The sequence below is a fragment of the Nostoc sp. genome, from assembly GCF_036916655.1.
GTDB lineage: Bacteria > Cyanobacteriota > Cyanobacteriia > Cyanobacteriales > Nostocaceae > Nostoc.
Window position 1 is genome coordinate 28892 of record NZ_JBALFY010000079.1, and the last position, 20916, is coordinate 49807.

The following is a 20916-nucleotide window of genomic DNA, read 5'->3' on the forward strand; positions in this document are numbered from 1 at the left end:
TGTCAGACTATATGCTTGTAAAGATAAATAGATAAAAATATTACTTTTTGTTCAAAACTAGTGTTGATGAATACTTTATTTTAAGAACAGATTAGGTAAAATTTATACTGAAATTGATAGTTGTTTGCAGTCATGATAAACAACAATAATTATTAAATTTAAATAGACGGTAGTATGGCATTTTTAAAACCTTTGCAGAGCCTAAAGTTGTCTAACAGTAAGCCGCTACAATCAATATTTCAAAAGACAAAGACGGTAGATGAGTATAGCCTAAATACTAAATCTGTAGAAGCGAAATATAAAATTGAGCGCAAATTATCTCTATTGATAGCTGCTTGCTCGTTCACAATGCCAATGGCTATATTTGGTTGTAGCCAAGAAATTAAAACTACTCAAAACGAAGTATCCTCAATTAGTACACAATCTCAGAATCAAACAGTTTCTAATACTCCACAAAAACAAGAGCTACGAATTGTTTATTCTAAACTTGGCTCTCTTGCAGTGATGAGAAAGCAAGGAACTCTAGAAAAAAGTTTGGCAGCAAAGAATTTTACTGTCAAGTGGCTAGAGTTTGCTGCTGGCCCACAAGCTTTAGAAGCGTTAAATGCTGGTTCCCTTGATATCGCAGCCACAGCGGAGTCACCACCTATATTCGCTCAAGCCGCAGGTACACCTCTTGTGTATGTTGCAACGACCCCATTTAATGGTAGAGGAGTTTCTTTTTTAGTACCAAAAAACTCCCCAATTAAAAGTGTCGCTGATTTTAAGGGCAAAAAAATCTCCTTTCAAAAAGCCTCTATCGCCCACTATGTTTTACTAAAAGCATTACAAAAAAATGGATTAAAACTAAGTGATATCAAATCACTTTTTCTCCCACCTCCAGATGCAAATGTGGCTTTTAGTCAAGGCGGAATCGATGTTTGGGTAATTTGGGAACCTTTCATTACCAGAAATGTCCAAAAAAATCTTGGTCGTGTATTGATAGATGGACAAGGACTCCAGGATCTTGGTGGCTTTTATACGACCTCACGTAAATTTGCAAAAGAGCATCCTGAAATTCTCAAAATTTTTATGGAGGAGTTTATCAAAGCTGAAGATTGGTCGCAGAAAAATATTGATAAGTTAGCAGAATTGGAGACAGGTGACGTTGGGATTGATGTATCTACCCTCAAAACAATTCATAGTAAAGCAGTATATGGTCTACTACCAATCACTGATGAAGTTGTTAAAAAACAACAACAAATAGCTGATTTATGGTACGCACAAGGACTTCTACCAAAGAAGGTTAATGTCAAAGATGGAGTACTCACTCCAGAAGAATATGCAGCATTCACACCTGATTCCATTAAATCTAATAAGTAAATAATTTTTATCAACTTTTAAAGCTGGGCAATATAAGTTAATAGCTGATGTTTTTGTATCAGCATTCAATCAAAACAAGAGGTGTAAAAGTGTTTAACAATTTTATCAGAACTAAGACAACAATAGTCGGCAGACTAGCATTATTTGTAATGCCTGGCTTTCTAGCTTTATCTACTACTTTAGTCAGTTGTACGTCAACAGTACCTAACACAAATACGGGCACAGTTCCTAAAGCAGAACCAGCCGGGGAAAAGACTATAACTTTTAAAACAAAGGTACTGCGAATAGGATATCAAAGCTCTGGTGATTTAGTTAGAGTCACAAGAGTTTTAGAAAAACGTTTAGAGCCTTTGGGTTTGAAAGTAGAGTGGTCACAATTTGCTCAAGGGCCACAACTCATGGAAGCGATGAATGTGGGCAAAATTGATATTGGCTCAGTTGGAGAAACGCCTCCGATCTTTGCCCAAGCTGCGGGTGCAAAAATTATTTACTTGGCTGGTAGAAGACTTGGCCCTAATTCCGGTAAAGGTAGTGCGATCGCAGTTCCAAAAGGTTCTCCAATTAAAACTTTAGCTCAAATTAAAGGTCAAAAAGTAGTTTTTCAAAAAGGTTCAGCTGCTCACTATTTTATTATCAAAGCCTTAGAAGAGGTGAATCTCAAATATAGTGATATTAAAGTTCTGAGTATGCCCAATGTCGAAGCACGTGGGGCATTTATTCAGGGGACTATTCCAGTTTGGGTAACTGGCGATCCTCATTTAGCTTTGGTAGAAAAACTCCACGGGGCGCGTGTATTGCGAGATGCTACAAATATTGGCACTCCAGGGGGTTATTACATAGGAACACGTGAGTTTACTAAGGAAAATCCCGAATTAGTTCGCATCATTCTAGAAGAAATTGACAAAAATGGTCAATGGGCAGAAGCGAATCGCAAAGAAGTAGCCAAACTTATAGCACCTGTACTCAAAATTGATTTACCCATTCAAGAAATAATTTCTAGCCGTGCTACTTATCGGCTGAGAGGAATTACCCCACAACTAATGCAAAGCCAACAAAGTGTTGCTGATTTGTTCTATAACGAAAAAATCTTACCCAAAAAGATTGATATTAAAGAAGCACTGCTAACACCCCAAGAATATGGAGCTATCACCCCTGAAACACTCATCAGTGAAAAATAAGGATTGAACTGGGGATTGGGAATATTTGAATGGGGATTTAAACTTTGAATAAATCTTACTAATATTTTATTCCCCAGTACTTATTGGATCTGACAAAGTGATGCGATCGCAATGAAGTTTTATAATTGCATCTACTTACTTAAAACGCCAATTTACTAGTATTAAATATACATTAAAAAATTTATATTTGAATGCTTAATTGGTGTTCTAGGAGGTTGATATAGCAACTTCCAATCATCTTACTGACTATTAAAAGTAAGGTTGGTAACTGAAAAACTAATACTTAGGAGGAAAATCTTAACCGATGGACAAACCATTTCAACAGCAACGCCGCACGCTTTTAAAGCGTATTGTCCAATATTCAGCACTGGGACTATTTGCTTTATCCACTCCCTTTGTGGGTAGCTTGGTGCAAAATTCTCAAGCACAAACAAGACCTGGAATCAATACAAAATCAGTCAGCTTGGCATATCAAACCTCTGGAGATATTGTCAAGATTAGAGGAGCTGTAGAGCCACGTCTGAAGGCTCTTGGTATTTCTGTAAATTGGGTACCATTTCCAGCTGGGCCGCAACTGTTGGAAGCAATGAATGCAAATAGAGTTGATATCGGTTCTGTCGGAGAGTCACCGCCAATTTTTGCCCAAGCAGCAGGCGCACAATTGGTCTATATTTCTGGACGCAAACCTAGCAAAGGTCAAAGTCAAGCAATTATAGTTCAGAAAGATTCTCCTATTAAGAAAGTTGCGGATCTTAAAGGTAAAAAAATTGTCTTCCAGAGGGGATCGTCTGCACACTATTTAGTACTTAGAGCTTTGAAAGAAGCAGGTTTAAAAATTAGTGATGTTCAATCTATTAGTTTGACTCCAGCCGAAGCCCGCGACGCTTTTCTTCAGAAAAAAATTGACGCTTGGGCAGTTTGGGACCCGAATTTGGCTTATGTACAAAAAAATGCTGGTGCCCGTACTCTAAGAGATTCAGCAAGAATATCTACTCAAGGGGGATTTTATCTGGCAAGACGTGATTTTGCTACCAAAAATCCAGAAGTGGTGCGAATATTTTTAGAGGAAGTAGACAAATTGGGAGAATGGGCTGAAAAGAACCCAAGTGAAGTTGCAAAAATTCTTGCTCCTGAGTTGAAACTGGATGTATCCCTTTTAGAAGGTGTGGCACGTCGGCGTACTTTTCGTTTAACAAAACTGACGCCTTCTGTAATTGCTGAACAACAGCGAGTTGCAGATGAGTATTTTGAAGCCAAACTCATTCCCCGCAAACTTGATGTCAGAGAATTTTTACTTAGTCCTGAACAATATCAAGCTTCCACCCCTAAGCGGTTGCTTTAATTAATTACTAATTCGTAATTGTTAGGTTTAGAGATAAAGACCGTTTATAAAACAGGAATCAGAATACAGAATTCAGAATTCAGAATACTTTACCCATAAAGGGATAGAGTTTTCAGGCGAGAATATTTTAATTTTTTTCGCCCACCTCTTATGTGGTTTTAACCAATATTCAGACGCGACTCGAAAACACTCGCTTGCCGCCGGCGCTATCGCGGACTCGCTAACGCTACGCTATCACCCACTCGTACAGAATTCATACGCTCATTCTGACTCATGAGTTCTGAATTCTCCTGATAAAGTAAATCTGAAAGCCAATTCTGAATTCTCTTGTAAATAGGTTTTTAGTCCCTCAATTACGAATTATATATTCAATATTGACACTAATTACATCTGTAAGGACATACAGATGTAGTTTTGGATGGACAATTAGTTGTAACTAAAATATTCCCCAAATATTTCAGCCATGAAAATACCATTTTTTCCGCAACGGCGTACAGTGTTAAAACGCATTGTGCAATATTCAGTATTGGGATTGTTTGCTCTATCAACTCCACTTGTCGGTAGTTTTTTGCAACCTACTCAAGCCCAATCAAAACCTGGATTTAGTGCCAAAGTTATTAACGTGGGTTATTTTGCTTTTGGCGACCTTATAAAAGCCAAAAAAGTTCTTGAACCGCGTTTCCAAGCATTGGGTATAAAAGTTAATTGGGTTGGGCCATTTCCGGCCGGGCCGCAATTAATAGAATCGTTGAATGCAGGTAGAGTTGATGTTGGTAGTGTGGGAGAATCACCGCCAATATTCGCCCAAGCCGCAGGTGTCACAGAAGTAGCCTATCTTGCTACAGGCAAACCTAATAAGGGTGAAAGTAGTGCGATTGTAGTCAGGGCTGATTCTCCTATTAAGAAAATAGCAGATTTGAAAGGTAGAAAAATTCCCTTTCAGAGGGGGTCAGGTTTGCACTATTTTGTAGTCAGAGCATTGAAAGAGGTGGGGTTAAAAATTACTGATGTTCAAGCCGTTAATCTGACTTTAGCTGAAAGTCGTGATGCTTTTATACAAAATAAAATTGATGTTTGGGTAGCTTTTGATCCATTTTTTGCTTTGGTACAAAAAACTATTCCGATTCGGATTTTGAGAAATGCATCAGGAATTTCCACTAGTAGCGGATTTTATATTGGTAGACGGGCATTTGTTAATCAAAATCCAGAATTAGTGCGAGTGTATTTAGAGGAAGCCGACAAGGTAGGAGAATGGGCAGAAAAAAATCCAAGTGAAGTTGCTAAAGTTCTTTCTACTCAGTTGAAAATTGATGCACCAATTTTAGAAACCGTAGCACGCCGACGTACATATCGACTAAAAAAATTATCACCTGCAATTCTTGCAGAGCAACAGAAGGTTGCAGATTTCTATTTTGAGGAAAAAATTATTCCTCGGAAGGTAAATATTAAAGACATTTTGCTTACTTCTCAAGTGTCTGAAGCTATCATACCTAAACGGATTAACTAAGTTATTGAAAAGTTAGATTACTAAAATATCCTAACCATGAAAATACCATTTTCACCACAACGCCGCACAGTTTTAAACCGTATTTTCCAATATTCTGTAGTGGGATTGTTTACTCTATCAACTCCTTTAGTAGGTAGCTTGGTAAATAACACTCAAGCACAAACAAAACCCGGTTTTACTGCTAAAGTCATCAATTTGGCATATCAAACTTCTGGAGATATTGTCAAAGTTAAAAAAGCTGTTGAACCACGTTTCAAAGCATTGGGTGTGACTGTAAATTGGGTTGGGCCATTCCCCGCTGGGCCGCAATTAATCGAAGCGATGAATGCAGGTAAGGTGGATATCGGTAATGTGGGAGAAACACCTCCAATATTTTCCCAAGCCGCAGGTATAACCGAAGTTATCTATATTGCTGGACGCACTCCTAGCAAGGGTGAAAATCAAGGAATTGTGGTGAGAGCTAATTCTCCAATTAAGAAAATAGCCGATCTTAAAGGTAAAAAAATTGCTTTTCAGAGGGGATCGAATGCACACTATTTACTAGCAAAAGCTTTGAAAGAGGTGGGGTTAAAAATTAGCGATGTTCAAATTGTTGGTTTGACTCCATCTGAAGCCCGTGATGCCTTTATTCAAGATAAGGTTGAGGTTTGGGTGGCTAGCGACCCTTTTTTGGCTCTTGTGGAAAAAATTGTCCCGATTCGTAATTTAAGAAATGCAGCCAGAATTAATACTCTAGGGGGCTTTTATCTTGGTAGGCGTCAATTTGTCACTCAAAATCTGGAATTGGTGCGAGTATTTTTAGAGGAAGCAGATAAGGTAGGAGAATGGGCTGAAAAAAACCCAACGGATGTTGCTAAGGCTTTTGCGCCGGAACTGAAATTAGATGTATCAGTTTTAGAAAAGGTAGCACGCCGACGTACTTTTAGATTGAGAAAACTCACACCTGCGATTATTGCTGAACAACAAAAAGTTGCTGATTTCTATTTTCAAGAAAAAGTCATCCCCCGTAAGATAGATATCAGAGACGCGATCCTTCCGACTCAACAATATCAAGCCATCACACCTCAACGTATCAGGTAGCTTGTTTTGCGATCGCTTGCTATTCGCTCAAATCTTACCTCACCCTCAATCCCTCTCCGATATATTGGAGAGGGAAGCTAGAGACAGGATGAGGTTTTGCATCTTATTTAATCCACGTTCCTAAGCTAAATATATTTTTATTTTTCTAAGATATATTGCAATATAACAGATGCTATAACTGTGACTGCACCTATCTAGGTTATAGAGGGTGTATGTTGTTGATTATGTACTACATCAATTATCATGCAAGCTATTTAAGCTAGTAATATAGTTGTTTCAATCCAAGGGATGAGAATATGAGGGTTTGGCTTGCCTGCTTTTTGGTGCTGTTTGCCTTGGCGGAACTGTTTGACTGGTTGCAAGAATTTAATCTGCCATTACCTATCTATATTTTGGGTGGCGCTTTTTTAGCTGTTGCTTCTAACTATGATAAAATCATCGGCTCATATTTTGCTGATTCAAGCATTGAAGCATCACTAGAACAACCTCAATTCGATTCATTAACTTCATCTACTAATCCGATTTCTTTTCCAATTGCTAGTTCTGTTGAAAATGCTCAAATATCTCAAACAGATGATTAGCGCTTGTTTTATTTTATAGTTGACACTGCGCGTAAGCTTGCTTTAAAAGTAGGAATACACCAAATTCTCTAACCAGTGAGTAAATTGCTACATTTATAGAAGCTTAGGTTAACTAGTTTTTAACCTAGATTCCGAAAATTAGCTTCTGCGCCTGCAACATCTACCCAATTCAGGCTACCGCCCCAACGCCGTGATTAGTGGACTATTAGAAAAACTTCGTGTCCCCCTTGTCAAAGTTCAAGATTCTCGTGAAACTTCCAAGAGCAAAAGCTGGTTGCAAATTATTTTTGTTACCAGTGTGGGAGTTACCGCCTTTATTTGGGGAGTTCGGGAACTCAAATGGTTACAGCCTTGGGAATTAAGAGTTTATGACCAGATGTTGCGATCGCGTCCAGCCGAAGCACCCGATCGCCGGATTTTGCTAGTCAAAATCACTGATGAGGATCTCAAACGAGAGAAATGGACTCTATCAAGTCGCACAATCAATCAGCTATTAAATAAAATAGAGTCTTATCAACCGCGAATTGTTGGTTTATATCTTTTCCAACCAGAAAACAATAATTTGGCAGCTAAGGAGCAAAATCAAGATCGCATTGTCAGCACTTGTTTGTTCAGCAGCTTGGGTAGAGATGAAATTCCACCACCACCCAACTTTCCTATAGATAATGTTGGTTTTAGCGATGTAGTTCCTGATAGTGAAAATGACCAAACTCTCCGCCGCAGTTTGTTATTTGCTAACTCTACAGACAAAAAATGTACAACATCATTTGCATTTGGTGCGCTAGTTGCAATTAATTATCTGGATAAACAAGGTATTAAATACAAGTTCACTGAGAAAGGAGATTTTCAGTTAGGTAAAACTCTGTTTCCACGTTTAAGAGCTAATTCTGGTGGCTACCAACATTTGGATGCAGATGGCTATCAAATATTATTAAATTACCGTCACCCCAACAGCCTTGCCAACCAAGTAACCCTTAAAGATGTTCTTAGTGGTCGAGTAAATCCCAGCTTAATTAAAGATCGTCTGGTAATTATTGGCAGCACAGCAGCTAATATGCCTCCAGGTGGCTTTTATACACCTTACAGCGCTTTACCAGACCAACCAGCCAGAATGCCTGCTCTGTTTATTCATGCACAGATAGCAAGTCAACTCATCAGTACAGTGTTGGATGGGCGATCGCTAATTTGGTATTGGCCAAACTGGGCGGAACTTGTTTGGGTATGGAGTTGGTCGCTTTTAGGTAGTTTTTTAGCATGGCGGTGGCAAAATCCGCTGCTGTTGCTTGTAGTGGGAACGATAACTCTATTGGGCTTAGTAGTAATCTGTGTTGCTTTGTTTTTGCAAGCCGGATGGATACCGTTAATTCCCTCTGCTCTTGCCTTCGTAATTAGTAGTATCTGCGTGATTGCTTATACTAACTACCAAAATCAGCGGCAAACTCAGGTAATTATTCTGCAAGTTGAAAAACAACAAGAAGCGATCGCCCAATTAAATGTCCTCTTAGAAGACAAAACAGCAGTTCCCGATTCCTATCTTGACTTTCCTCCCCCAATTGATTCACGAGAAACAAAATCGGGTGATTTACTTTTGAGTGGACGCTACAAAATCTCTCAAACTCTTGGTGCTGGGGGATTTGGCCGCACTTATTTAGCACAGGATACTCAACGACCGGGTAATCCAATTTGTGTAGTTAAAAAGTTAATGCCAGCCCGTCAAGATACAAGATTTTTGCAAGTTGCTCGCAGGTTGTTTAATAGTGAAGCTGAAATTTTAGAATCTTTGGGTAAACATCATCAGATTCCCGAACTACTTGCTTATTTTGAAGATGACCAAGAATTCTATTTAATTCAACAATATATTGAGGGGCATACCCTCAGTGAAGAATTACCACCTGTGCAGAATGTGCAAAACGAATCATTTGTGATGGAGATGCTCAAAGAAGTTTTAGAAGTTCTAGAATTTGTTCATCAGCATCGAGTGATTCATCGTGATATCAAACCGACTAATATTATTAGATGCGCTAAAGATAATCGGCTGGTATTGATTGACTTTGGTGCTGTGAAATTGATGCAACCATCAAGTAGTGAGCAAACAGAATTAGCCACAGTAGCTATCGGGACACGGGGTTATGCACCTCCAGAACAATTTGCCGGTCATCCCCGCTTGTGCAGTGACATTTACGCTTTAGGAATGATTGCTATTCAAGCCATAACTGGGATACCACCGCAAGAACTTCATCCAGATCCAGAAACGGGGAATGTGATGTGGCGGCAAACGGTGCAAGTGAGCGAAGGATTAGCGGCAATTTTAGATAAGATGGTTTGCTATCATTTTAGCGATCGCTATCAATCAGCCACCGAAGTTTTACAAGATTTGAAACGGATGTAGTCTTGGCAATTAGAAATCGCGGCTAGACTATAACTAATTACACAATGTCATTGCGAGCGAAGCGAAGCAATCGCAATGACAGTAAATATTTTTGTTTATAGCGGTTCCCATTCAGATGAGGTACAAGATTATACCGCAAGGTGTAGGGGCGCGGCAGTGCCCATTGGTGTCAACTTAAGTTCACCCGCCAGGGAATATAATTCCCTGACTAATTGCTCAAGTCTACTGAAGTAGACTGAAAATTTTTGCGCTATTTAGTCCTCTTCAGAGGACTTTAGTTATAAGACAGGGATTTACAATCCCTGGCGGACGTGCGGTTTCACGTTAAATTGACACCAATGGGCAGTGCCGTGCCCCTACGGGTATACCTTACTAGGTCGGGAAATGCTATATCGACACTATAGGCTGACAATATGATTGTTTCGTCTGACAATACAATTGTTTTGCCTAACAATGCAATTGTTTCGTCTGACAATGCAATTGTTTTGTCTGACAATGCGATTGTTTTGTCTGACAATGTGATTGTTTTGCTTAACAATGTGATTGTTTTGCCTAACAATGCGATTGTTTTGACTAACAATGCGATCGCATCGGCTTACAAAAATTAACTCACCCTACTTTTAACTTATTTTTCCAGTTCCCAACCCCCAATTCAAAAAACTATACTTTCGCACCCCACTTTGATTTCGGTAAAATTGCTAAAATACACTACAAAAGCAATACATGGTTGCGGTAAATGCTCAAGCGGCTTTGGCGGTGGCTCAAGAGGTCTTTTCAGCGCTTATTTGGCAACAAGCAGACTCCTCCGTTAAGAGAACAAAAGAAAGTAGAACCACCGAAACAGCTAACAGATGCGGAGTATGAATCGTTGTTTCTCCAGTTGTTGACAGAGGTCAATGATGGCTTGAGTAAAGGAGGAGTAAAAGGTTTTTTGGCTGCAAAGCGCATCAATGAGGCTCATTTGGTGGAGTGGTTGTGGGGCTTTGGCGAAAGATTGTTAGCTTCAGCTACATCAAATGATGAGTTAGCAAGGCGGATAGTGCAGCTGGGTGAGTTAAGCATTGGGGAAGTTAGTGTTGTTGCTTATGATATTGGGAGGCGGTTGAAGGGAGGAGAAACGAACCGCAGAGGCACAGAGGACGCGGAGGGAAAAAAGGAGGAAGAAGCGGAAGTTTGGTTTAATCAAGGCTTTGAACAATTTAGGGTATGGGATTTTGTAGGTGCCATTGCATCCTATGACAAAGCCCTCAAAATCAAACCCGACTATCACGAAGCTTGGTACAACCGGGGTATTACGCTGGATAAATTAGAGCGATTTGAAGAAGCAATCGCATCTTATGACAGAGCCATAAAAATCAAACCCGACTTCCACGAAGCTTGGTGCATTCGAGGTGTGATGTTGGTTAAATTAGTGCAATTTGAAGAAGCGATCGCATCTTATGACAGAGCCTTAAAATTGAAACCTGATTTTTCTAATGCTTGGAATTACAAGGGTATTGTCCTATGCGATCACTTGCAGCGATATAAAGAAGCGATCGCATATTTCCACAAAGCTTTAGAATTAAAACCCGACGACTATTCAGTTTGGAACAACCGGGGTGTGGCGCTGAATAATTTAGGGAAATATGAAGAAGCGATCGCATCCTTAGATAAAGCCCTCAAAATCAAACTCGACTACCACGAAGCTTGGAATAACCGGGGTATGGCGCTAGGTAATTTAGGGCGATTTGAAGAAGCGATCGCATCCTACGACAAAGCACTCAAAATCAAACCCGACTTTCACCAAGCTTGGATTAACCGGGGAATTGTGGCGGGGAACGCAATCAGAGAGAAGACAGATTTATTTTTCACATTTACTTTACCTAATGCAGCAGCACCCAACCTCGCTTTAAAATTTAACAATCCTGATTTAAACAAGCGCGGCTATGAAGGTCAATTGGCAAGCTACGAGGAAGGATTGAAGCATTGCCTCCAAGACACCCAGCCAGAAGGTTGGGGTTTGTTGTATCAGGCGATAGGTAATACTCATTACTTCCAAGGGCGAGGAAACTCTCACGCTCGCTATTATTGGCGCAAAGCCATCAACAGTTACAAAATAGCAATACAAACTCTCACAGCAATCAATTTTCCTGAGTTACATCTAGAGGTTTTGCGAGACTTAATTCGGGTGCAGTTAGATTTGGACGAAACAGCCGAAGCCATAGAACTCCAGCGACAGGGTACTGATTTGTTACGGCGCTTATCAAATGAACCAAATCGCTCTGATCAAAGTAAAAAACAACTATCTCTAAAATTTGCCTGGATTCAGCAATTAACTGTTGATTTAGCAGTGCAATCTGGAGATTTGCAGCAAGCGATTGAATTAGCAGAAGAAGGCAAAAATACTTGCTTGCGTTGGCTTTTGGATCGATGGAGTGATGAGAGTTTATCTCTGAGTTATTCAGAAATGCAACAACTGCTTAATCCCTCAACTGCTATTGTTTATTGGCATCTCAGTTCTTACGCCCTACACACCTTCATCCTAAAACACAATGCCTCATCACCAATCGTCCCAAGAGAAACCGAGTTTCTAACTCAGGCGCAACGCTTACAAGATTTTGAAGGTTGGGTGAAAAATTGGAATCAACAATACGCCGATTATCGAGACAAAGCAAAAGACGAACAAAGCCCCAAAAACCAACCTTGGCGACAGTTAATGCCAGATAAACTTGAGGAATTGAAAAATATCCTTTATATTTCTGCTATTCAAGAAGAATTAAACGGCATCACAAACTTAATTCTCATTCCTCATCGTGATTTGCACCGCTTACCACTCCATGCAATATTTACAGATAACTTCACCATCACCTATTTACCTAGCGCCCAAATAGGTATTACCTTACAAAGCTTGAAGCAAACAAATCTCAGAGCAATTGGTGAATTGCCCCTATTGAGTGTAGAACATCCCGACAGTGAAGGTTTTTCTATTTTGCCCCATGCAGAAATCGAATCTGCTGCTATTACCCAGCTATTCCAAAACCCTACGCCAAAGCGAATTTCTGGAGAAGCCGCGACAAATACCACACTTAAAGCAGCCCTAAAAGATCGTTACAGTATTTTTCACTTTACAGGACATAGTACCTATAATTTCCACAATCCTCAACAATCTGCTTTGGCTCTTAGCGGTAAAGAGTTTCTGACTTTAGAGGAGATTTTTCATATTGAAAACCTCAGAGGATATCAACTAGTTAGCCTTTCATCTTGTGAAACTGCCATTACTAGCAACCAAACTATAACTGCTGAATATGTTGGTTTAGTCAGTGCCTTTCTCTATCAGGGTGTTACCGATGTTGTTAGTACATTGTGGACTGTGACTGACGATGCTAGTAGTTTTTTGATGATTTACTTTTATCGGCAAATAAAGAAAGGTAAATCGCCAGAAGTTGCCCTCAATAAAGCAACAAAATGGTTACGTAGTTTAACATTTAGTCAACTCGAAAGAATTTATCGCGTAATCTTGGCTAAGTTACCATCAAATGAAACAACTCTCCGTCCTTTTGTCAGAAGAAAACTTTATCAAATTAGTCAAATGGAGTTATCAGAGAAGAAACAGCAGCATTTTCACCATCCCTACTATTGGGCAGCTTTTATAATTACTGGTAGATAAAATTTCTTATTTATTTGCGCCTTGGCGTGAGACATTAATAGATGACTCTAAAAAATCTTTATGAAGCCTAACAACATAATTACTCTAACAGCCTTCCTCACGGCTCTCACACAATTGGATGAACCTTTGCCAGACAATATCCAAACACAGCTAAATGACATCAGCAAAGCCCCAATAGCCGATCCTGATAATATCGGAAAATTAGATGCGATCGCCGAAAGTTATCCACCCTTAAATAAAGTTTATCAAACAGAACTTGCGAGAATTGAAAAAACTGGCGAACGTACTAAAGGTTTACCACCTCTGCCTTTACCAACTGAACCAACTGCGGAATTGACGAATGCAGCATTTAATGCTTTTAGTAACAATAATTCGGTAGCTGCTGCAAAGATAGCTGTAAAACCAAATCTTCTGCAAAAGGTTCGGGACTTTATTCATGGCAGAACAGTAAATGACTGAGAAGATTATTTATCCCAGTATTGATTTATTCCTCTACGATTTAAAAGATGGTTTAGGAGAAGATGAGACAAAAATCAACGAGAACTGCCAAGATTTTTGTCGAAAAATATATGGCGATTTAGACAAAACGAGCTTTCAGGAAAAGCACCAACAATTCCTGAAGCATAAAAATAATAGTGGAGATGTAATTGAATTGCTCGGAAAAGCCCAAACTAGAGATTTTCCGTCACCTCTAGATGGCTATTATTATCCGCTGCAAATTGGTGATACTTACGCGCTACAAGTTGACTATTCTGGTGAATTAGATGCTAATAGTAAAGCTAATTATGCTTCCCAAGATATTGACGGCGCACCTTTTAGAAAACTCAAAGAAGAAATTACTAATCGCTTATCTCAGCAAACAGGCACAATTGGACAAACTTGGTTACTTTGGGGACAGCTAACCAACACTAAAACAGAAGCAGAAGTTGAAGAGATAGCTAAAGAATGTTACACCAAAATTGTCAGCGATTACAAATGGCAACGAGATTTTATTGGTAAAGGCAAGTTACAAGCAGGAACGATTTTTGAATTGTGGTATTGTCCACAAAATTTGGGTGTAGATGGTAAAGACTTTTGGGATGAATTTAGAAAATCAAGTTATCACATCTTAATTTGGTTGTTTCCCGAAAATATTTCACCAGATGAGATGAGGAAACAAGTACAAGATGTATATTATGATTTATTACGTTTATGGCAATACCGTCATAAAGTAGTTTGGTCATATTATCAAAGTCGCTATCAAAAACAGATTCTCAAAAAAGAATATATCGAAATTCAACCATCGATTCGGCAGACAAGCGAGTTACCAAAGCTACTACAAAGCAATAGTCTAAAATTAAGTAAACTCCAAGAAAGTCTGACAAATAATTTAATCAACTTATCAGACTACACGATCGCTTTAAATTATCTAGAAAATCAAAGCCAGACTATTCAATTAAACTTAGAAAATTATAAATCTCATTTAGCAGATATCCAGAAGAAATACACAAGTAGCGACTTAAAATTTCTCCAAGAGTTTAGTGAAAGTGAATTTTATGGCAAAAAATATCAGCGACAAGTAGAAGTAGATTATGCGATTCTCAGCCCTGGATTAACCTTGCTGCAAAATCTCAATAACACTATCCAAGGTATAATTGACCTAGAGCAAACTAAAAGCGATCGCACTCTCAATACCACTATAGCGATCGCAGGTGTTGGACTCGCCACCAGCCAAATAGCCTCCGCCGTCATTCTCGCCCAGCCTAACGATTATCAACAACATCTCCGCTTTCGGGCTGAAGTTTTTGGGTGGAGTGTAGGCATTGGTGTATTTTTTGCCGTGCTAATTTTTATTGGCCTCCGCTTTCGCCGCTAAGTTTTCAGCAAAAAAAATCGCCCCCTGAATTTTCAGGAGGCGCATCACCTTGTAGAGACGTAGCATTGCTACGTCTTTCGTTTTAGCTAGCAACGTATTCTTTGACATTGGCACGACGGCGACGCAGATGAGCCAAAGCTTGATGCTCTAACTGACGAACGCGTTCGCGGCTGAGACTCAATCTCTCACCGACTTTCGCCAATGACATTTCATTACCATCTTCTAAACCAAAGCGTAAAGCTACAACTTCTCGCTGTTGCGGGGTTAGTTCCGCTAGCAAGTTGTTCAAGTCTTGGCGCAAGAATTCCTGGTTGGTGTAATACTCTGGTGATGGGCCATCATCTTCGAGCATTTCTTGCAACTCAGTATCTTGGTTTTCACCAACTCGCACGTCCAAAGACACTGGTTGACGAGCCATATTCAGATACTCACGAATCTGAGCAGGTTCTAGTTCTAGTGCTTTGGCAATTTCGGCTGGAGTCGGCGATCGCCCCAAGGTTTGAGCTAACTCGCGTTGCACTTTTTTGATTTTGTTCAGTTTCTCGGTAATATGGATCGGTAAGCGGATAGTCCGACCTTGTTGAGCGATCGCGCGGGTAATTGCTTGGCGAATCCACCAGTAAGCATAAGTCGAGAACTTATAACCCCTCATTGGGTCGAATTTCTCTACACCCCGCTCTAACCCTAGTGTTCCTTCCTGAATTAAATCCAGAAACTCCATATTCCGCTTTTGATACTTTTTAGCAATAGCAACAACCAAGCGTAAATTCGCTTCGATCATTTTTTGCTTTGCCCGCTTACCTTGCGCGACCGTTTGCTGTACTTCGGTTTCCGATTGTTGAACATGTTCAGCCCACTCTGACATATTCGGTTCGCGTTGCAGTTTCTTCGCCAAAGCTTCTTTAGCGTCGATCAGCGTCATCATTTGCTGTACCTGCTTCCCAAAGACAATTTCTTGTTCGCGGGTTAGCAGTGGTACACGACCAATTTCTCGCAGATAGGTTCGCACCATATCAGCCGTGAATTTGGTGTTGACATTTTCCGTTTGTGTATTGACAGTAGGCATTGGTGCGATGTCCTCTACTCGTAAATATAATGTATATTTTCTTACTAAGTTGGTTGGAAAAAGTAGTACATCTATCACGAAATATCGGGAGCTACCAAAAGCAATTAATCAGTTGATACAGCCGTTGTCATGACGGTAAGCTCCCAATGATAGGTTCCCCTACTTCCCTAAATTTTTAATTTTTTATAAGCACGCTAGTTGTTTTTGAGAATTTTTGTTTTGGGCTGTTACTAACACCAATCGGTAAATCCGAAGTCGGTATGAGTTCTACTTAGCTTTATATTACGACAAATCACGGAGATAGTAAACTATCTTAAGATAAAGCCTTGAATTATAATTCAAAAGCGGTAGTTAGAGAAAAAATTTTAAATTTCCTTGAAATTACTTACTATATCTATAGTGACGCCAAAAACTCCTCTTCTGTTGCCAAAAACTAGCCGGATAACCGAACTGAATTTGTTGTGACAATGGAGGGATGTTACGAATGGGGAATGGGGAATGGGGCATTGGGCATTGGTTAGGACTCATCATTTAACCAAGACCAATGACTAATGACTATCTAAAATCCCAGGTCAGCTTTGGCTAGTTCAGCGGCGGCGAATACTTCTGCATCAGGTTTTTCTTCCCAGGCTGGCTCACCAATTTCTTCGTAAAAGGTTGCGTCGTAAGGTCGAGTACGTACTACTACTGGCATAGGAACGGCGTGACCCAAAATTAAGGCTTGTTGTTTTGAGTCTAGCTTTGCCAATACCGATCGCAGTCCGCTACCACCAGATACACCTGTAAAAATTGCCTCAATGTCTTTTTCATCATTCAGCAAAGCGGTAATGCGAGTCCCAATCTGGGACATAACTTCATTATCTATGCCTGATGGACGTTGATCGACTACCAAAAGTGTGACAAAATACTTACGCAGTTCGCGGGCAATAGTCCCAAAGATGGTACTTTGGACGATCGCCGGGTCTAGAAAACGATGCGCCTCTTCAATGGTAATCATCAATGGCGTGGGGCGATCGCTAGGATTTTTGCTTTGCAGAAATTTATCTGCTTTCTTGACGTAATGCTCGTGAATCCGCCTGGTGATCATATTCGTCACCAACATATAAGAGAGCATATTAGACTGGGAACCAAATTCTATCACAACATTCTTCCCAGATTCCAGACATTGCACAATTTTACTAATGTAATTCTGGGGGCAAACTGCTCGCATATACTTCAAGCTATCCATCCGCAAGAGTTTGCGCTGCAATGCCATAATCGAGCCTTTGTGTCCGCGCTTCTCGTCGCAGAACATCTCGATTTCTTCGTTGGTCATATTTAACAGCTGGACAATCCAAGACTTGCCAAACTCGCTGTATAAAATATTGGCGTTATCTAAGGCTGCGTCAGAGAGTCCTAAATCTCGGCTACATAACTTAATATCTTCAACTTCAATTTGCTCGTAACTCAAATAAAGTTCTTGAGCATCACGTACACCCCGACGCTTTGTCGATTCCGGGTCGAGGGTATAAACTTCAACTTTACTCGGAAAAAGTTGCTTTAAGCCTTTAACTGTATTGACATTCTTACCTTCTGCAACGGCTTCCCAGCCATACTCCGAGTGCATATCAAAAATCAAATTTACTGCCGCATTTTTACGGATAACACCAGCTAAAAGTAGCCGTGTGAGAAAAGATTTACCAGTACCAGATTTCCCAAAAACCCCATTACTCCGTTCCACAAAGCGGTTTAAATCGATGCAAACAGGCACATCCATATCCAGAGGTTTGCCGATGGAAAAATTTCGCCTTTGGGGGTCATCTTCCCAACCAAATACCCGGCGAAAATCGTCAACACTGGCGTCGTAAACCTGACTAAAGTGGCTAGGAATAGTTTTAACAGGTAACAATTCCATCGTTGTGCTGGTTTGTGGCACAAATGAAGCTAAACCCGTCATCGACGGGATAAAGGGATTTGCCGATTTACCATTTGTTGGAGAGAAAGATTCTTCAGATTCGGGAGTGAACATCAACATCGGCGCGAGGTTGATAGTACCGTAAGTACCACTTCCGGCTAAAACATCTCGTAAAAAAGTGTCTTCCCAACTGGGGGGATTAGCAATAATTCGGGCATTAGCAGCTCCCAATGCTACATCTGTGAGCATACAAAAAAAACGCGATCGCATCCCTTGCACAACAAGAAATTTACCCACCCGCATATCTTCTACAGAAATGTCAGGATGCAATCGTACTTCTAAACCTTCAGTTAAAGAACCTTGAATGACCGAACCTAATGGCTGTGCCGAATTCATGTTATTAGTCATTTGTCATTGGTCATTGGTCATTAGTCACCAATCCCTAATCAATCTGAATTGAAGTTGGCGCACCCCCTGTTGCGGAAGTGCTACTGATTAACGGTTTGCGGAATTGGGCGTAAAGGCGATCGCGCCAGGTGAAGAATGGTTCATAATCTATATTTTCGGCAAAGATTGGCAATCCTTTGCCTCTGATAGAAGCAGGTAAATCCAGATAGGGTCCAGGGGGGAACTTGAGCAATATCGATAAGCCAGCCACCGCTAAGTCAGCTAGAGTCGGCTCATCTCCTGTTAAATAGGGACTATCTGCCAATAATAACGTCAAAGCTTCCAAATCTTGTTTTAAAGATGCGATCGCTGACTGTACCACATCTGGACTGTAACCAACGCCAAAACCAAACAGTGTCAGGAAATCACTAGGTACTCCTCCAACCAGACTTTTAAATATATCTGGTGTTGAAGTGGGTAATAAAGACTTACGGAAATTTTGATCTTGACTTATAGCAGCAAATAGTGCTTTGCGACCCTTAATGCCGATGGACTCATCCGCCCATTCTTCTATTAATAAAGTTAAACCCCGTTTTTTAGGATCTTGCGGTATGAGTGGGCGATCGGGATACTCTAAGTCTAAATACTTAGCTATCTCCGTAGAATCCGCAATATATTTATTACGATCCTTTAATACCGGGACTTGTCTTTGACCAGTCAGCCGGAACAGTTCTACCTGTCCAATCCCCGGAGTCACCTCTATTTTGCGGTAATCTAGTCCTTTAAAATCTAGAATGAGGCGTACTTTCTCTGAGTATTGAGAGAGTTCCCATTGGTATAATTCCAGCATCTTTTGGATACCTTATAACTGGTCAACTTCTTAACTTTACAATTGTATCTTTAGTTTAAGTAATTTTTATTGGCATTAGTCCCTTAGTTCTCTATTTAATTGACATTCGGGTTTAATTGATGCCTAATTTTTGGTAAAGTTATTGATTTTAAAATATTGTTTTCTCTTTTACTAAAAATAAAATACTAAATCATTGAATTCGATATAGCGGTTCTCGTTCACGTGAGGTACACCCGTAAGGACAATACCCTGCGGGAAGCCGCAATTCTTGGGGAGGCTTCTCTACGAGAGGCTTCTCTACGAGAGGCTTCGCCAACGCCAACACCAACGCCAACGCATCTACATGAATTGCCCCTACACCTTGCGACATATTTTTGTACCGCATTTGAGTGAGAACCGCTACATATATAAGAGAGTAAGGGTTTCACAGCCTGTCCACCTTTCCAAAAAAAGAATGGAAGTGTGGTGTTTAGTATATTTTGCGACTTTTCACACATTCTTAGAGTTTCTGATACTACATCTGCGGGGTTTTTAACTCTTTTTGATGTGAGATAAAAAATTTTTTCAATTTTTTATCTAGAATATGTGCTATGTATATTTCATACTTGTCAGCGTCAGTCAAAGTTAGAGATTTTACCTCACTAGCACAAAAAATCTTCTCGAAAAAAATTTTAACTTCTCGCTTCGGTTAGATTTTGTGCATAGCAAAATGTTATAAATCTTTATGTAATGTGTGGACAAAAAGACAAACAAAATTTATGAAGACAAATTACAGCAAATTGCTGACTACTTTGGCAGGCATAGCGGGATTTACTAGTTTCAGCGTCCTCATTACTTTACCATCTGACGCGAAAGAGGCACTAAATCCTAACCCCAGTATTTTCAACGAAGCCCCCTATAATAAGGGTCAACGCCTTCAAGCAGATGCTCAATACACACCTGCTGAGGCCGCTTCCGAAACAGAAAAGAACAATATCAAACGCAAACCTGTAGCACAGAATACACAAAATAGTGGTGGAACTCTAAATCCCAAACCAAGTATTTTCAACGAGCCTCCCTATAACCGTGGTAGTGGCGCTACACCTAGTGAACCTACACCTCGCACCCCACGTCCTATCCCGGAAACTAAACCTACCCCACCATCCACTAAGACACCTTCTACAACTCCACCAGGGCCAGGGGCAAGCGACAATCAAGGCAAGAACTTGTTAGCCTTAGCAGAGTCCAACGCTTCCTTTACCACCTTAACTAAGGCTTTGAAAGCAGCAGGATTGACCGGAGCCTTGCAAGGCAAAGATAACTTAACTATTTTTGCACCCACTGACGCAGCTTTTGCTAAATTGCCACCAGATGCTTTACAAGAATTGTTAAAACCAGACAATAAAGAAGTATTGATCAAAATCCTAACTTACCATGTAGTGTCTGGTAAGGTATTGTCTACTGATTTAAAGTCTGGTGAAGTTAAAAGTCTTGAAGGTGGCACAATCAACGTTAAGGTTGATCCTGCAACTGGTGTGACTGTCAATGATGCGAAAGTGACACAAGCAGATATCACAGGTACTAACGGTGTAATCCACGCAATTGATCAGGTGATTTTACCTCCTGACTTGTAGTTTGACGGTATCAGTACAACCGAAAAGATAATTAGGTTGGTATAAATTATTAATAGATAAAAACTCCGTTCAGATGTCAATTTTGGACGGTTTTTTGTCAGAATGGTGAGTTACAGCTATTTTCAGGTAAATAGGGGTTGCTGAATAAACAGAAAAACTTGATAAA

General features: G+C 40.1%; 16 protein-coding genes. 12 read left to right on the forward strand and 4 right to left on the reverse strand.

All coding sequences use genetic code 11. The features are described from left to right. Positions 1-207 precede the first annotated feature (207 nt). The 11 genes from V7L31_RS22080 (at position 208) to V7L31_RS22130 (ending at position 14940) form a co-directional block, all read left to right on the forward strand. Positions 208-1362, forward strand: coding sequence for an aliphatic sulfonate ABC transporter substrate-binding protein (locus V7L31_RS22080; protein WP_334698244.1), 1155 nt, complete (start codon positions 208-210; stop codon positions 1360-1362). Between the two features lie 89 nt (positions 1363-1451). Next, positions 1452-2540 (forward strand): sulfonate ABC transporter substrate-binding protein, encoded by a 1089-nt coding sequence (locus tag V7L31_RS22085; protein WP_334698245.1) that lies wholly within the window; start codon positions 1452-1454, stop codon positions 2538-2540. Positions 2541-2844: 304 nt separating this feature from the next. Beyond that, the gene (locus tag V7L31_RS22090) at positions 2845-3882 is read left to right on the forward strand and encodes a sulfonate ABC transporter substrate-binding protein (RefSeq protein WP_334698246.1); all 1038 of its coding nucleotides are present in this window, start codon (positions 2845-2847) and stop codon (positions 3880-3882) included. 463 nt (positions 3883-4345) lie between these two features. Then, positions 4346-5389 carry an aliphatic sulfonate ABC transporter substrate-binding protein gene (locus tag V7L31_RS22095; RefSeq protein ID WP_334698247.1) on the forward strand — a complete coding sequence of 348 codons (1044 nt, stop codon included), beginning with the start codon at positions 4346-4348 and terminating at the stop codon, positions 5387-5389. Positions 5390-5425: 36 nt separating this feature from the next. Beyond that, positions 5426-6469, forward strand: a complete 1044-nt coding sequence (locus V7L31_RS22100) for an aliphatic sulfonate ABC transporter substrate-binding protein (RefSeq protein ID WP_334698248.1) — start codon at positions 5426-5428, stop codon at positions 6467-6469. Between the two features lie 296 nt (positions 6470-6765). After that, the gene (locus tag V7L31_RS22105) at positions 6766-7050 is read left to right on the forward strand and encodes a hypothetical protein (protein WP_334698249.1); all 285 of its coding nucleotides are present in this window, start codon (positions 6766-6768) and stop codon (positions 7048-7050) included. A gap of 190 nt (positions 7051-7240) precedes the next feature. Continuing rightward, a complete protein-coding gene (locus V7L31_RS22110) occupies positions 7241-9439 on the forward strand; it encodes a CHASE2 domain-containing protein (protein WP_334698250.1) in 2199 nt (732 codons plus the stop codon). 413 nt (positions 9440-9852) lie between these two features. Continuing rightward, positions 9853-10047: a hypothetical protein gene (locus V7L31_RS22115; RefSeq protein WP_334698251.1), complete on the forward strand. Its 195-nt coding sequence runs from the start codon at positions 9853-9855 to the stop codon at positions 10045-10047. A gap of 128 nt (positions 10048-10175) precedes the next feature. Continuing rightward, positions 10176-13085 carry a CHAT domain-containing protein gene (locus V7L31_RS22120; protein ID WP_334698252.1) on the forward strand — a complete coding sequence of 970 codons (2910 nt, stop codon included), beginning with the start codon at positions 10176-10178 and terminating at the stop codon, positions 13083-13085. A gap of 60 nt (positions 13086-13145) precedes the next feature. After that, positions 13146-13544 (forward strand): hypothetical protein, encoded by a 399-nt coding sequence (locus V7L31_RS22125; protein ID WP_334698253.1) that lies wholly within the window; start codon positions 13146-13148, stop codon positions 13542-13544. Beyond that, on the forward strand, positions 13537-14940 hold the full coding sequence (locus tag V7L31_RS22130) for a hypothetical protein (protein WP_334698254.1): 1404 nt from the start codon (positions 13537-13539) through the stop codon (positions 14938-14940). Before V7L31_RS22125 ends, V7L31_RS22130 begins: the two co-directional genes overlap by 8 nt. An 82-nt stretch (positions 14941-15022) precedes the next feature. On the opposite strand, the gene V7L31_RS22135 is transcribed toward V7L31_RS22130, so the two are convergent. The 4 genes from V7L31_RS22135 to V7L31_RS22150 form a co-directional block, all read right to left on the reverse strand. Beyond that, the gene (locus V7L31_RS22135) at positions 15023-16006 is read right to left on the reverse strand and encodes an RNA polymerase sigma factor, RpoD/SigA family (RefSeq protein WP_334698255.1); all 984 of its coding nucleotides are present in this window, start codon (positions 16004-16006) and stop codon (positions 15023-15025) included. Between the two features lie 559 nt (positions 16007-16565). After that, the gene (locus V7L31_RS22140) at positions 16566-18296 is read right to left on the reverse strand and encodes a helicase HerA domain-containing protein (protein WP_442938206.1); all 1731 of its coding nucleotides are present in this window, start codon (positions 18294-18296) and stop codon (positions 16566-16568) included. Between the two features lie 46 nt (positions 18297-18342). After that, entirely contained in the window at positions 18343-19137 is a 795-nt protein-coding gene (locus tag V7L31_RS22145; protein ID WP_334698257.1) for a glutathione S-transferase family protein, read from the reverse strand. 190 nt (positions 19138-19327) lie between these two features. Beyond that, complete coding sequence (locus V7L31_RS22150; RefSeq protein ID WP_334698258.1) at positions 19328-19507, reverse strand: hypothetical protein; 180 nt, start codon at positions 19505-19507, stop codon at positions 19328-19330. Between the two features lie 388 nt (positions 19508-19895). On the opposite strand from V7L31_RS22150, the gene V7L31_RS22155 reads away from it, so the two are divergent. After that, positions 19896-20750, forward strand: a complete 855-nt coding sequence (locus tag V7L31_RS22155) for a fasciclin domain-containing protein (RefSeq protein ID WP_334698259.1) — start codon at positions 19896-19898, stop codon at positions 20748-20750. The last annotated feature ends 166 nt before the right edge of the window (positions 20751-20916 follow it).

Coding starts and splice junctions, on each gene's coding strand:
- V7L31_RS22155 (WP_334698259.1), top strand. CDS start 19,896: ATGAAGACAAATTACAGCAAATTGCTGACTACTTTGGCAGGCATAGCG.
- V7L31_RS22140 (WP_442938206.1), bottom strand. CDS start 18,296: ATGAATTCGGCACAGCCATTAGGTTCGGTCATTCAAGGTTCTTTAACT.
- V7L31_RS22135 (WP_334698255.1), bottom strand. CDS start 16,006: ATGCCTACTGTCAATACACAAACGGAAAATGTCAACACCAAATTCACG.
- V7L31_RS22120 (WP_334698252.1), top strand. CDS start 10,176: ATGCTCAAGCGGCTTTGGCGGTGGCTCAAGAGGTCTTTTCAGCGCTTA.
- V7L31_RS22090 (WP_334698246.1), top strand. CDS start 2,845: ATGGACAAACCATTTCAACAGCAACGCCGCACGCTTTTAAAGCGTATT.
- V7L31_RS22145 (WP_334698257.1), bottom strand. CDS start 19,137: ATGCTGGAATTATACCAATGGGAACTCTCTCAATACTCAGAGAAAGTA.
- V7L31_RS22125 (WP_334698253.1), top strand. CDS start 13,146: ATGAAGCCTAACAACATAATTACTCTAACAGCCTTCCTCACGGCTCTC.
- V7L31_RS22115 (WP_334698251.1), top strand. CDS start 9,853: ATGATTGTTTCGTCTGACAATACAATTGTTTTGCCTAACAATGCAATT.
- V7L31_RS22130 (WP_334698254.1), top strand. CDS start 13,537: ATGACTGAGAAGATTATTTATCCCAGTATTGATTTATTCCTCTACGAT.
- V7L31_RS22095 (WP_334698247.1), top strand. CDS start 4,346: ATGAAAATACCATTTTTTCCGCAACGGCGTACAGTGTTAAAACGCATT.
- V7L31_RS22100 (WP_334698248.1), top strand. CDS start 5,426: ATGAAAATACCATTTTCACCACAACGCCGCACAGTTTTAAACCGTATT.
- V7L31_RS22105 (WP_334698249.1), top strand. CDS start 6,766: ATGAGGGTTTGGCTTGCCTGCTTTTTGGTGCTGTTTGCCTTGGCGGAA.
- V7L31_RS22150 (WP_334698258.1), bottom strand. CDS start 19,507: ATGTCGCAAGGTGTAGGGGCAATTCATGTAGATGCGTTGGCGTTGGTG.